At 67.1% G+C, this 12,227-nt stretch carries 13 protein-coding genes; 10 read left to right on the top strand and 3 right to left on the bottom strand.

All coding sequences use genetic code 11. From position 1 onward, the window contains the following. Positions 1-176: 176 nt before the first annotated feature. Both obgE and proB read left to right on the top strand, forming a co-directional pair. On the top strand, positions 177-1,238 hold the full coding sequence (gene obgE, locus ACTZWT_RS21955) for a GTPase ObgE (protein ID WP_444771802.1): 1,062 nt from the start codon (positions 177-179) through the stop codon (positions 1,236-1,238). Between the two features lie 123 nt (positions 1,239-1,361). Then, complete coding sequence (proB, locus tag ACTZWT_RS21950) at positions 1,362-2,492, top strand: glutamate 5-kinase (RefSeq protein ID WP_444771801.1); 1,131 nt, start codon at positions 1,362-1,364, stop codon at positions 2,490-2,492. A 3-nt stretch (positions 2,493-2,495) separates the two neighbouring features. Here proB and ACTZWT_RS21945 read toward each other — a convergent pair whose 3' ends face one another. Continuing rightward, complete coding sequence (locus ACTZWT_RS21945) at positions 2,496-2,747, bottom strand: type II toxin-antitoxin system ParD family antitoxin (RefSeq protein ID WP_444771800.1); 252 nt, start codon at positions 2,745-2,747, stop codon at positions 2,496-2,498. Positions 2,748-2,868: 121 nt separating this feature from the next. Between ACTZWT_RS21945 and ACTZWT_RS21940 the strand changes: the two genes are divergently transcribed. Both ACTZWT_RS21940 and ACTZWT_RS21935 read left to right on the top strand, forming a co-directional pair. Then, complete coding sequence (locus ACTZWT_RS21940; RefSeq protein ID WP_444771799.1) at positions 2,869-4,161, top strand: glutamate-5-semialdehyde dehydrogenase; 1,293 nt, start codon at positions 2,869-2,871, stop codon at positions 4,159-4,161. A 30-nt stretch (positions 4,162-4,191) separates the two neighbouring features. Then, positions 4,192-4,821: a nicotinate-nucleotide adenylyltransferase gene (locus tag ACTZWT_RS21935; RefSeq protein WP_444771798.1), complete on the top strand. Its 630-nt coding sequence runs from the start codon at positions 4,192-4,194 to the stop codon at positions 4,819-4,821. A 57-nt stretch (positions 4,822-4,878) separates the two neighbouring features. Here the strand turns inward: ACTZWT_RS21935 and ACTZWT_RS21930 are convergent, their stop codons facing one another. Continuing rightward, positions 4,879-5,094 carry a hypothetical protein gene (locus ACTZWT_RS21930; protein ID WP_444771797.1) on the bottom strand — a complete coding sequence of 72 codons (216 nt, stop codon included), beginning with the start codon at positions 5,092-5,094 and terminating at the stop codon, positions 4,879-4,881. Positions 5,095-5,167: 73 nt separating this feature from the next. Here ACTZWT_RS21930 and rsfS point away from each other — a divergent pair, with 73 nt between their 5' ends. From rsfS to ACTZWT_RS21900, 6 genes are all read left to right on the top strand, one after another. Then, positions 5,168-5,512: a ribosome silencing factor gene (gene rsfS, locus ACTZWT_RS21925; protein ID WP_444771796.1), complete on the top strand. Its 345-nt coding sequence runs from the start codon at positions 5,168-5,170 to the stop codon at positions 5,510-5,512. Positions 5,513-5,615: 103 nt separating this feature from the next. Continuing rightward, on the top strand, positions 5,616-6,098 hold the full coding sequence (gene rlmH, locus ACTZWT_RS21920; RefSeq protein WP_444771795.1) for a 23S rRNA (pseudouridine(1915)-N(3))-methyltransferase RlmH: 483 nt from the start codon (positions 5,616-5,618) through the stop codon (positions 6,096-6,098). 19 nt (positions 6,099-6,117) lie between these two features. Continuing rightward, positions 6,118-7,503: a murein hydrolase activator EnvC family protein gene (locus ACTZWT_RS21915; protein ID WP_444771794.1), complete on the top strand. Its 1,386-nt coding sequence runs from the start codon at positions 6,118-6,120 to the stop codon at positions 7,501-7,503. Beyond that, positions 7,500-8,873 carry a S41 family peptidase gene (locus ACTZWT_RS21910; RefSeq protein ID WP_444771793.1) on the top strand — a complete coding sequence of 458 codons (1,374 nt, stop codon included), beginning with the start codon at positions 7,500-7,502 and terminating at the stop codon, positions 8,871-8,873. The genes ACTZWT_RS21915 and ACTZWT_RS21910 overlap by 4 nt, the downstream gene beginning before the upstream one ends. Before the next feature lie 145 nt (positions 8,874-9,018). After that, positions 9,019-10,236, top strand: coding sequence for a divergent polysaccharide deacetylase family protein (locus tag ACTZWT_RS21905; RefSeq protein ID WP_444771792.1), 1,218 nt, complete (start codon positions 9,019-9,021; stop codon positions 10,234-10,236). 128 nt (positions 10,237-10,364) lie between these two features. After that, positions 10,365-10,868: an RNA pyrophosphohydrolase gene (locus ACTZWT_RS21900; RefSeq protein ID WP_322515090.1), complete on the top strand. Its 504-nt coding sequence runs from the start codon at positions 10,365-10,367 to the stop codon at positions 10,866-10,868. Between the two features lie 151 nt (positions 10,869-11,019). Here ACTZWT_RS21900 and ACTZWT_RS21895 read toward each other — a convergent pair whose 3' ends face one another. Next, complete coding sequence (locus ACTZWT_RS21895; RefSeq protein WP_444771791.1) at positions 11,020-12,096, bottom strand: glycosyltransferase; 1,077 nt, start codon at positions 12,094-12,096, stop codon at positions 11,020-11,022. Positions 12,097-12,227 lie beyond the last annotated feature (131 nt).

Genomic DNA, 12,227 nt, shown 5'->3' with positions numbered 1-12,227 from the left:
TCTGGTACCTTGCGAACCGGAACAGCTCGACAGCCGGCGCTTATGGCCCGGCGGCTCGCGGCAGCGCAAGGCCGGTGGCCGGCAAAAGCTCAAGCAAATCGCCGCACGGCGAAGCGACGCCGCTCCGGCGATCGAGTTGTTGCCGCGCCCCCTCCCTGTACGATACGGATAGCGTCATGAAATTCCTCGATGAAGCCAAGGTTTATATCCGCTCCGGCGATGGCGGGAGCGGCTGCGTCGCGTTCCGGCGCGAGAAGTTCATCGAGTTCGGCGGGCCGAACGGCGGCAATGGCGGCCGCGGCGGCGACGTCGTGGTCGAGGCCGCCGACGGCCTCAACACGCTGATCGACTATCGCTACCAGCAGCACTTCAAGGCCCAGAAGGGCGTCAACGGCATGGGCAGCGACCGCCACGGCGCCAACGGCAAGGACATCGTGCTGAAAGTGCCGGTCGGCACCCAGATCATCGATGAGGACAAGGAAACGCTGCTCCACGACTTCACCAAGGTCGGGGAACGCTTCGTGCTGGCCGAAGGCGGCAATGGCGGCTTCGGCAACGCGCATTTCAAGTCGTCGACCAACCGCGCCCCGCGCCACGCCAATCCCGGCCTTCCCGGCGAGGAGCGCTGGATCTGGCTGCGCCTGAAGCTGATCGCCGACGCCGGCCTCGTGGGATTGCCCAACGCCGGCAAGTCGACGTTTCTCTCCAAGGTCAGCGCCGCCAAGCCCAAGATCGCCGACTATCCGTTCACGACGCTGCATCCGCAGCTCGGCGTGGTGAATGCCGACGGCCGCGAATTCGTGCTCGCCGACATTCCCGGGCTGATCGAGGGCGCGCATGAAGGCGCCGGCCTCGGCGACCGTTTCCTCGGTCATGTCGAGCGCTGCCGCGTGCTGCTGCATCTGATCGACGCCACCTGCGAGCACGCCGGCCGTGCCTACAAGACCGTGCGCGGCGAGCTCGACGCCTATGCCGAAACGCTGGCCGACAAGATCGAGATCGTGGCGTTGAACAAGATCGACGCGGTCGAGCCGGACGAGCTCAAGAAGCAGAAGGACCGGCTGAAGCGCGCCGCCAAGAAGACGCCGCTGCTGATTTCGGGCATTACCGGCGCGGGCGTGCCGGAAGCACTGCGCGCGCTGGTCGCGGTGATCGGCGAGGCGCCGGTCTCCGACAAGGCGAAGAACGCGGCCGGGAATGCGGCCGACGCCAAACCGTGGGCGCCGCAGGACGCGTAGTCGGTTCGTCCCGGGCCGGGACAGCAGACGCGGCTTGCGCGGGCTGGCGCGGTGCTGCACAACGGAATCCCGTTCCGACCGTCGCCGCGTCGATTGCCGCGACCATGACCTCGACCGACACCGATGGCCCGCCCGAAGCTCCATGATTTCCGACGCATCGTCGTCAAGGTCGGCTCCTCGCTGCTGATCGATTCCGGCGCCGGCGAGGTCCGGGCGACATGGCTCGCCGCGCTCGCAGCCGACATCGCCGAACTGCATCGCGACGGCCGCGACGTGATGATCGTCTCGTCCGGCTCGATCGCGCTCGGCCGCAGCCGACTGAAGCTGCCGCGCGGCGCGCTGAAGCTCGAGGAAAGCCAGGCCGCCGCGGCCGTCGGACAAATCGCGCTGGCGCGAACCTGGTCGGAGGTGCTGGGCCACCACGGCATCGGCGCGGGGCAGATCCTGGTGACGTTGCAGGACACCGAGGAGCGGCGGCGCTATCTCAACGCCCGCTCGACCATCGCCAAGCTGCTGGAATGGCGCGCGGTGCCAGTGATCAACGAGAACGACACCGTCGCCACCAACGAGATCCGCTACGGCGACAACGACCGCCTCGCCGCGCGGGTCGCGACCATGGCGAGCGCCGACCTGCTGATCCTGCTGTCCGACATCGACGGCCTGTACACCGCCCCGCCCGGCAGCAATCCGGATGCGAAGCTGATCCCTGTCGTCGATTCGGTCACCGCCGAGATCGAGGCCATGGCCGGCGCCGCCGGCTCGGAGCTGTCGCGCGGCGGGATGCGCACCAAGATCGAGGCCGCCAAGATCGCAACCAGCGCCGGCACCCACATGCTGATCGCGTCCGGCAAGATCGAACATCCGCTCAAGGCCATTGCCGGCGGCGGCCCCTGCAGCTGGTTCCTGACGCCCGCGAACCCGGTGACGGCGCGAAAACGCTGGATCGCCGGCTCGCTGGAGCCGAAAGGCACGCTGACGATCGACGCCGGCGCGGTGACGGCGCTGCGCGCCGGCAAGAGCCTGCTGCCGGCCGGCGTCATCCGGGTCGACGGCCAGTTCGCCCGCGGCGACGCGGTGATCGTGCGCGGCCCGGACACCCACGAGATCGGCCGCGGCCTGGTCGCCTACGACGCCGACGACGCCGACAGGATCAAGGGCCGCTCGTCGCCCGACGTGATGAGCATCCTCGGCATCAGCGGCCGCGCCGAGATGATCCACCGCGACGATCTGGTGGTGGGGACCGCGCCGGCGTGACGCTTACTTGAAGTCTTCAGGCGAGTTGCGGCCTTCGGACTTGATGCGCTCGAACATGTCGCCCACGCCCTCCATTGGCCCGCTGTCCAGCCTCTTCTGGATCTCGGCTCGAAGCGCCTCGAGCTTGGCTTCGCGCGCCTGCATCAGGCGCAGGCTGTCGCGCAGCACGTCGCCGACCGTCTCGTAGCGGCCACTTTCGACCAGGCTTTCGACGAAAGCCTCGGACTGCTCGTCGAGGGTATAGCTGCCGGTCATTTGCGCCTCCTGGGGACACGCAAAATGATAGTGATCGCCCGGTTTCTCCGCAACCAGCTTGGCGTCCCGGCAATTTCCGCCTATTTACATGACACGACACGGATTTTCAGGCCGGACCGCCATGACCGCATCGCTCAAAGCCATCGACGGCAGCGCAGAACTCGCCACGCTGATGAACGACCTCGGACGCAGCGCGCGTGCGGCCGCGCGGGTATTGGCGCAGGCCGCCCCGGAGCAGAAGAACCGCGCGCTGGAGGCGATGGAGCGGGCCATTCGCGCCGGCGCCGACAAGATTTTGGCCGCCAATGCCGAGGACGTCGCCGACGCCAAGGCCTCGGGCGCCAATTCCGCGTTTCTCGACCGGCTGACGCTGACGCCCGCACGGATCGAAGCCATGGCCGAAGGCATCGCCGTGGTGCGCGGCATTCCTGATCCGGTCGGCGCCGTCACCGAAAGCTGGCAGCGTCCGAACGGCATGACCATCGAGCGCGTCCGGGTGCCGCTCGGCGTCGTCGCGGTGATCTACGAGAGCCGCCCCAACGTCACGGCGGATGCCGGCGTGCTGTGCCTGAAATCCGGCAACGCCGTGATCCTGCGCGGCGGCTCGGAGAGCTTTCGCTCCGGCCGTGCGATCCATGAGTGTCTGGTGCAGGGTCTTCGCGAGGCGGGGCTGCCGGAAGCCGCCATCACGCTCGTGCCGACCCGCGACCGCGCCGCGGTGGGCTTGTTACTTGGCGGGCTGAGCGGCTCTGTGGACGTGATCGTGCCGCGTGGCGGCAAGAGCCTCGTCGCGCGCGTCGAGAGTGAGGCGCGGGTACCGGTGTTCGCGCATCTCGAAGGCGTCAATCACGTCTATGTCGATCGCAGCGCCGATCTCGACATGGCGAAGTCGATCGTCCTCAATGCCAAGATGCGGCGCACCGGTGTCTGTGGCGCCGCCGAGACGCTGCTGATCGACCGTGCCGCCGCCGATACGCACCTGGCGCCGCTGGTCGGGATGCTGATCGACGCCGGCTGCGAAGTCCGCGGCGACGCCGCCGTGCAGCGCGCCGATGCCCGCGTGAAGCCTGCGACCGATCAGGACTGGGACACCGAATATCTCGACGCGGTGATCGCCGCGAGGGTCGTCGACGATGTCGACGACGCGATCGTGCATATCCACGACCACGGCTCGCACCACACCGACGCGATCGTCGCCGAGGACGCGCAGGCCGCCGCGAAATTTCTCGGCGAGGTCGATTCCGCCATCGTGCTGCACAACGCCTCGACGCAATTCGCCGACGGTGGCGAATTCGGCTTCGGCGCCGAGATCGGCATCGCCACCGGCAAGTTCCACGCCCGCGGTCCGGTCGGCGCCGAGCAGCTCACCACCTTCAAATATCGCATTCACGGCACCGGGCAGACCCGGCCGTGAGCGCCCCGACCCGCCTGCGCGGAGCATGAGTTGACGCCGGATCCCGTGGCCGCCCGCCGCGCCGTTCCGGCCTACAGTCGCGGCATGCGGATCGGCCTGCTCGGCGGCTCGTTCAATCCGCCCCACGAAGCGCATCGCGCGATCAGCCGCTTCGCGCTGACTCGGCTGAAGCTCGACCGTGTCTGGTGGCTGGTGTCGCCGGGCAATCCGCTGAAGGACGTCACGGCGTTGCGCGAGCTCGACGCCCGGGTCGCCGCGGCGCAGGCGATGGCCGACGATCCACGCATCCAGGTGAGCGGCCTCGAAGCCGCGATCGGCACCCGCTACACCGCCGACACCATCGATTATCTGCTGCGGCACTGCCCCGGCGCGCACTTCGTCTGGATCATGGGCGCCGACAATCTGGCGCAGTTCCATCGCTGGCAGCGCTGGCAGCGGATCGCGGCAGCGCTGCCGATCGCCGTGATCGACCGGCCGCCGGCCACCTTCCGTGCCCTCGCAGCACCCGCCGCTCAGACGCTCAAACGCTACCGCCTGGCGAGCAATGCAGCGGCAACGCTGGCCGACCGGACGCCGCCGTCGTGGATATTCCTGACAGGGCTGAAATCGCCACTGTCCTCGACCGCGCTACGGAACCTCGACGGAAGTTGGAAGAAATGAAGCTTGCTCGCCGTCTGGAATGTTGAAACCGCCAACCCCACATGCCTAGTATGGTTTTCAGGCGCCGGGATTCGGCGCGCGCGCGATACAGTGAAAGGAAAGGTCCCTGACCACATCTGTATTGTCCAAGTCGGCTCTGCCGAAGCCGGCCACAGCAAAAGCGGTCAAGTCCAAGGCGGCGCCTTCGAAAGCGGTTACTTCGAAGGCCGCGGCGTCAAAGACCGCAACGCCGAAGGCCGCAGCCTCGAGAACGGCTGCATCGAAGAAGGCCATTGCGACGACCGCCGCTCAGCCATCCGCAGCCGTCACGGAAGCCTTTGCACCCGACGCGATCTCCGGGCTCCGGTTGACCGCGGAGGAAACCCTGCAACTGATCCTCTCCCGCCTCGACGACATGAAGGCGGAAGAGACGATCGCCATCGATATCCGCGGCAAGTCGGCGATGTTCGACTATGTAGTCGTCACCAGCGGGCGGGTGAACCGTCATGTCGGTGCGATCGCCGACAACGTCTCCAAGGGACTGAAAGAAGCCGGCATCGTCAACATCCATACCGAGGGCATGACCAATTGCGATTGGGTGCTGATGGATTGCGGCGACGTGGTGCTGCACGTGTTCCGGCCGGAGGTTCGCGAATTCTACAACATCGAACGGTTGTGGACGCAGGGACCGCAGCCGGCGAAGACGCTGTAGAAGCCGCCGTCTTGCGCGCGCTATCCGAGAGCGCGTGCGCGCAAATGCGCGTCTGTCAGTCGACGCCTGACGCACGACGGCGCAGCGCAGGGAGCGCAAGCCGATGCGGCTGACAGTGATTGCCGTCGGCAAACTCAAGCAGGGCCCCGAACGCGAACTCGCCGAGCGCTATCGCGCCCGCTTCGACGATATCGGCCGCAAGCTCGGCTTTCGCGGCCTCGACATCCACGAAATCGCTGAGAGCCGCGCTCGCGAGGCCGCCGCGCGGATGGCCGAGGAAGCCGCCGCGATCGCTGCGCTGGTTCCCGAAGGCGGCGCGATGGTCACCCTCGACGAGCGCGGCAAAAGTGTCGACAGCGCGACCTTCGCGGCGCAGCTCGGCCGCTGGCGGGACGAATCGGTGCCCGGTACTATTTTCGTGATCGGCGGGGCGGACGGACTTTTGCCTGATTTGCGGCGCAAGGCAAAGCTGTGCCTGTCGTTTGGTGCCGTGACGTGGCCGCACCAGATGGTCCGCGTGATGCTGCTGGAGCAGATCTACCGGGCCGCGACGATTTTGGCGGGACATCCTTATCACCGTGCCTAGCGAGCGCCGCAGCGATCCGATGCAACACCAACTTGCCATGGCTGCGAAGGACCAAGCCTCGGGCGCAGGCTGGCCGTCGGTCGCACTGCTTTCGGCGAGCCTCGTCTCCGGCGGATTGGTGTTGATCTCGGGCCCAATGGTTGTTGCCGCGCAGGCCCAGACCGCCCCGGCAGCGGCGCCCGCGCCGTCGCCGACGACCGATCTCATCCGGCAGCGCGAGCAGGAACTCGAAGCCGCGCGCCAGCAGCAGAAACGCGCCGCCGAGTTGCAGGACAAGCTCAAGGCCGATCTCGCCGCGATCGGTGAGGATCGCACCAAACTCAATCAGCAGCTGATCGACATCGCCGCCAAGGTCCGCGCCGTTGAGACCAGGATCAGCGAGGCCGAAGCGCGCCTGGTTCCGCTCGACGCCCGCGAGACGCAGATCCGCACCTCGCTCGACCAGCGCCGCGGCGAAATCGGTGAAGTGCTGGCGGCGCTGCAGCGCGCCGGCCGCCGTGCCCCGCCGGCGCTGCTGGTACGGCCCGAAGACGCGCTGCAATCGCTGCGCACCGCGATCCTGCTCGGCGCCGTCGTCCCCGATCTGCGCGAGCGCGCCGATCGGCTCGCCACCGATCTCGGAGAACTGATCGCCGTGCGCAAGACGATTGCGGCCGAGCGCGACCGGCTCGCCGCCGACCGCAGCAGCATGACCGCCGACCAGACCCGGCTCGCCGCGCTGATCGGCGAGCGCCAGCGCAAACAGAGCGCGGTCGAAAAGGACATCGAGACCGAGCGCGCACGCGCACTCACGCTGTCGCGGCAGGTCGACAGCCTGCAGGGCCTCATCGCCAAGATGGAGCAGGATCTCAAGAGCGCCGCCAAGGCCGCCGCTGCCGCCACCCAGAAGGGTACCCCGGTGGCGCTGAACGGCCAGCCCAATCTGGCGGCGCTGAAGGATCCCGGCCGGCTCAGCCCGGCGGTCGCCTTCGCCTCGGCCAAAGGTCTGCTGGCGTTTCCGGTGAACGGCAGCAAGATCCGCGAATTCGGTCGGCCCGACGGCGTCGGCGGGGTGGAACGCGGGATTTCGCTGTCGGCGAGGCCCGGCGCGCAGGTCACAACCCCGTGTGACGGCTGGGTTGTCTATGCCGGACCGTTTCGCTCCTACGGACAACTCTTGATCCTCAATGCCGGTGGCGGATATCATGTCCTGATCGCCGGGATGGAGCGCATTTCGGTTAACATCGGCCAGTTCGTGCTCACGGGGGAGCCGGTGGCGACCATGGGATCGACGTCGCAGGTCGCTTCGATCCTGGCGGCGAATGTCAGTCAGCCCGTGCTCTATATCGAGTTCCGTAAGGACGGCACTCCCATCGATCCAGGCCCATGGTGGGCCGCAAATGAAGGCGAAAAGGTTCGCGGATGATGCGCAAGACTTCGGTAATCCTCCTCAGCGCCGTCACCGGTGCTGCGCTGACACTTTTCGTCACCCAGCCGCGTTCGGTGCTGATGGGCTCGACCGCGCGCGCCGCGACGTCCGACACCTACCGTCAGCTCAATCTGTTCGGCGACGTGTTCGAGCGGGTGCGGAGCGACTATGTCGAGAAGCCCGACGACAGCAAGCTGATCGAATCCTCGATCAGCGGCATGCTCACCGGACTTGATCCGCATTCGAGCTACATGGACGCCAAGAGCTTCCGTGACATGCAGGTGCAGACCCGCGGCGAGTTCGGCGGGCTCGGCATCGAAGTCACCATGGAAGACGGCCTGATCAAGGTGGTGTCGCCGATCGACGACACCCCGGCGTCGAAGGCCGGCATCATGGCCAACGACATCATCACCAATCTCGACGACGAGGCGGTGCAGGGCCTGACCCTGAACCAGGCGGTCGAGAAGATGCGCGGCCCGGTCAACACCAAGATCCGGCTGAAGATCATGCGCAAGGGCCAGGACAACCCGATCGAGGTCACGCTGGTGCGCGACAATATCCGGGTCCGTTCGGTGCGCGCGCGCGTCGAATCCGACGACATCGGCTACATCCGCATCACCACCTTCAACGAGCAGACCACCGAAGGCCTGAAGCGCGAGATCGCCAATCTGACCAACCAGATCGGCGCGGACAAGATCAAGGGCTTCATCCTCGACATGCGCAACAATCCGGGCGGATTGCTCGAGGAGGCGGTGACGGTGTCCGACACCTTCCTCGATCGCGGCGAGATCGTTTCCACCCGCGGCCGCAATGCCGAAGAAACCCAGCGCCGCTCCGCCCATGCCGGCGACCTCACCAAGGGCAAGCCGGTGATCGTGCTGATCAACGGCGGCTCGGCCTCCGCGTCGGAGATCGTCGCCGGCGCGCTGCAGGACCACAAGCGCGCCACGCTGGTCGGCACCCGCTCGTTCGGCAAGGGCTCGGTGCAGACCATCATCCCGCTCGGCTCCGGCAACGGCGCGCTGCGGCTCACCACCGCGCGCTACTACACGCCGTCGGGCAAATCGATCCAGGCCAAGGGCATCACCCCCGACATCGAGGTGCTGCAGGACGTGCCGGACGATCTCAAGGCCCGCACCGACACCAAGGGCGAAGCCTCGCTGCGCGGCCATCTGAAGGGCCAGGACGGCGACGAGAAGACCGGTTCGCAGTCCTACGTGCCGCCGGAGGCCAAGGACGACAAGGCACTTAAGACCGCCGCCGATCTGCTGCACGGCATCAAGGCCACCGCCACCACGCCGGCCGCGCCGGTGACCGGCGAGAAGGCGGCGATCGACAAGCCGGCCGGCAACAAGGCCGCCAACTGATCGATCGCGACGACACGGTTCTGTGCGAAGGGCGGCTCTCGGGCCGCCCTTTTTGATGACCAGGTCCGCGGGTTGCGGGCCGGTGGTCCCGCCCCTGAGCTGCGACGTGGTATCGTCGCGCAGGTGATTCGGGAGACGGTCGGCAGTGTCCGCGGACGAACTGAGCACACCGCTGGGTCAGAAGCGCGGCCGGCTGCGCCGCTTTCGCTTGCCGTTCACCGCGACGCAGGCGATCGCGACACTGCTCGGCCTGTTCCTGCTGGCCTTTGTGGGCTTCGCGCTGTTCAACGACGACCCGCTCGGCGGTGAACCGATCGCCCACATCACCCTGAAGCCGCCCGGCCCTGACGACACCAAGCAAGCCGCTGCGGCAGCCGACACATCGAATGCCGCCAAGGCGGAGAAGTCCGAGCGCGCCGAGGCCAAGGACGCCTTGCAGCCCGGGCAACGGACCATCACCATCATCGACGGCTCGAAGGGCACCCGGCAGGACGTCGTGGTCTCCGCAGGCAATGACGACAAGGCCGACGTGCCGCCCGCCGAGCCGGCGATCGCGGGCGGCATCAATCCGCGGCTGCTCGAGCAGTCGCGCTACGGCATGATCCCGGTCATGGCCGGCGCGCTGAAGCCGTTTTCGGCCTATGCGATGTCCACCGATGCGGAGCGCGCCAAGGCCGACAGGATGCCGACGATCGCGATCGTCGTCACCGGCCTCGGCGTCGGCGCCGCGCGCACCAACGATGCCGTCATGAAGCTGCCCCGCGCGGTGACGCTGGCCTTCACGCCCTACGGGTCCGATCCCGGCAGACTGGTCGAGCAGGCGCGCGCCAGGCAGCACGAGGTGCTGCTGCAGATCCCGATGGAGCCGTTCGACTATCCGGACAACGACCCCGGCCCGCAGACGCTGCTGACCTCCGGCGCGCCGGAACAGAACCTCGACCGCCTGAACTGGCACCTCAGCCGGATCCAGGGCTATGTCGGGCTGTCGAACTTCATGGGGGCGCGTTTCGTCGCGACCGATGCGGCGATGCAGCCGATCATTCGCGAAGCGGCCAAGCGCGGATTGGGCTACCTCGACGACGGCTCGGCGCCGCGCAGCGTCGCGCCGGGCCTGGCGAAATCGCTGGCGATGCCGTTCGCCCGCGCCGACCTCGCGATCGACACCGTGCCGACCGGGGGCGACATCGACAAGGCGCTGGCGCGGCTGGAGGCGCTCGCCAAAGAACGCGGCAACGCCATCGGCACGGCCACCGCGCTGCCGCTGTCGATTGAACGAATTGTTAGCTGGAGCAAGAGCTTGGAAAGCCGCGGCATCCTGCTGGTGCCATTGACAACGGCGATGCTGAAATCAAAATCAACCTAGCGCCTTGGTTCTGATCGAATCGGGATCGAGGCTCTGGACTCCAGTTTCGATGCGTTTTCGTCACGCGACGGTCCCCGCTTCGCTCGAAAACGTTCTACAGTCCGGGAAACGGACGAGGCACTGACCGAATGGCGCGTTACGAAGATCTGCCCTATCGAACATGCGTCGGCATGATGCTGATCAACCGGGCGGGTCTCGTCTTCATCGGGCGTCGCACCGGCGGCATCGAGCACGTCGACGACACCCACGTCTGGCAGATGCCGCAAGGCGGCGTCGATCCCGGCGAAGACACCTGGGAAGCCGCCAAGCGCGAGCTCTACGAGGAGACCAACGTCCGCTCGGTGGAGAAGATCGGCGAGGTTCCCGAGTGGCTGATCTACGATATCCCGCGCACCGTCGCCGGTCGTGCCTGGAAGGGCCGCTATCGCGGCCAGCGCCAGAAATGGTTCGCGGTGCGCTTCACCGGGCCGGACTCCGAGATCGACGTCGCCGCCCCCGGCGGGCACAAGCCGGAGTTCACCAGCTGGCGCTGGGAACCGATGCAGAATCTGCCCGATCTGATCGTGCCGTTCAAACGCCCGGTCTACGAGCGCGTGGTGAAGGAATTCTCCCAGCTCGCCGTCGCGGTCTGAGCCTGAAAGCGACCTGCAATGCACATCATTCGTCATGGCCGGGCTTCGTCCCGGCCATCCACGTCTTGGGCGCCGCAAAGACGTAGATGCCCGCGACAAGCGCGGGCATGACGAGGTGTGAGGATGGCCGCCGGTCAGAGCGGCAGCCGCCTCACGCGCGGTCCGGCGCCAGCGCCATTTGCAGGATATGGTCGCAATGCGCCTTGACGGTGTGGTGAGCGAACACGTGCTCCCGCGCCGCCTGCGCCATCGCGCGCAGCTTGTCCTTGTCGGCCAACGCCGCGATGACGGCGCGTTCCAATCCACCTGGCTCGATGTCGTAGTACACGCCATGCACGCCCGACAGCAGCGGCGCATAGCGCATGATGGTCGGGTTGTTCATCACCGGCACCGCCTGCACGATCGGCGCCTCGTAGTGGCGGTAGCAGTCCCAGCCCATGCCTTCCGGCGACCATGCCAGCCATGAGTGCGACATCCGCTCCATGAAGGCGTCGTAGGGCAGCCGCTCCGTTGGCTGGTCGATGCTGACGCCCATCGCGCGCAGCCGTTCCAGCTCCGGCAGGCCGGCGGCGCGCACCGTCGAATTGCCCTCGATCCCGCCCGAAAAGAAAATGTCGTGGGTCTTCTCCGGGAACGGCGCGTCGCGCCAGCGCGGCTCAAAACGGTATTGCGGCAGCGAGATCGGCTGCAATTTGGCGATCCGGCGTTTCCACTTGTCGCTGCGGCGATAACGCAGCGTCGGCAGGTGCGGATGCACCGAGCCGGACAGCACCTGCCAATTGTCCGCCGGCAGTTCGCGCTTGAAATAGGCCTTGGCCTTGTCGAGCAGGAACACGCTGCTCTTCGAGATCCCGAAGTGATCGTCCATCTCGACCGCGACCAGCGGCACCGGCACGTTCAGCCAGCGCAGCATCGCCGGGCCGAACTGCCGCGTCAGCGACGCCCAGGGATCGGTGGGCGTATAGAACATCCCCCGCGCCCAATAGCGCGGATGCCACGGCGAATAGCGCAGTGTGTTGACGACGACGACGTCGTATTTGCCTTCGCGCGCGGCGCGCAGCTCGCGCCAGATCCGGTCCGGCGTCGAGAAGCCGTCGAGCGCGCCGAAATCATTGGTGAGCTTGGTCCAGGTCCACAGGCAGGTGGTCCGCTCGGGATATTGCAGCTTGAAATAGCCGCCGCCGATTTCGAGGATCCGGGCGGTTGCGATATCGACGGGCGCGGACATTGCGGGAGATCGCCTGCGGGCGCCGAGGCCCTCGGTTCGAGCGGGATCGACGTGATCCGGGGCCGCGGCCGGCACTGTGCCGACGGGTAAGGGCCGGTTTCGGCGCTTGCCTAGCATGGGGTTTCTTGCCA

The sequence above is a fragment of the Rhodopseudomonas sp. NSM genome, from assembly GCF_052445935.1.
Classification (GTDB): domain Bacteria; phylum Pseudomonadota; class Alphaproteobacteria; order Rhizobiales; family Xanthobacteraceae; genus Rhodopseudomonas.
The sequence above is the reverse complement of the archived record's forward strand: the minus strand, read 5'-3'. Positions and strand labels throughout refer to the sequence as shown.

Bases quoted from the DNA above. Each gene is read 5' to 3' on its own strand.
- obgE (WP_444771802.1), top strand. From the start codon at position 177: ATGAAATTCCTCGATGAAGCCAAGGTTTATATCCGCTCCGGCGATGGC.
- proB (WP_444771801.1), top strand. From the start codon at position 1,362: ATGGCCCGCCCGAAGCTCCATGATTTCCGACGCATCGTCGTCAAGGTC.
- ACTZWT_RS21945 (WP_444771800.1), bottom strand. From the start codon at position 2,747: ATGACCGGCAGCTATACCCTCGACGAGCAGTCCGAGGCTTTCGTCGAA.
- ACTZWT_RS21940 (WP_444771799.1), top strand. From the start codon at position 2,869: ATGACCGCATCGCTCAAAGCCATCGACGGCAGCGCAGAACTCGCCACG.
- ACTZWT_RS21930 (WP_444771797.1), bottom strand. From the start codon at position 5,094: ATGGCCTTCTTCGATGCAGCCGTTCTCGAGGCTGCGGCCTTCGGCGTT.
- rlmH (WP_444771795.1), top strand. From the start codon at position 5,616: ATGCGGCTGACAGTGATTGCCGTCGGCAAACTCAAGCAGGGCCCCGAA.
- ACTZWT_RS21915 (WP_444771794.1), top strand. From the start codon at position 6,118: ATGCAACACCAACTTGCCATGGCTGCGAAGGACCAAGCCTCGGGCGCA.
- ACTZWT_RS21910 (WP_444771793.1), top strand. From the start codon at position 7,500: ATGATGCGCAAGACTTCGGTAATCCTCCTCAGCGCCGTCACCGGTGCT.
- ACTZWT_RS21900 (WP_322515090.1), top strand. From the start codon at position 10,365: ATGGCGCGTTACGAAGATCTGCCCTATCGAACATGCGTCGGCATGATG.
- ACTZWT_RS21895 (WP_444771791.1), bottom strand. From the start codon at position 12,096: ATGTCCGCGCCCGTCGATATCGCAACCGCCCGGATCCTCGAAATCGGC.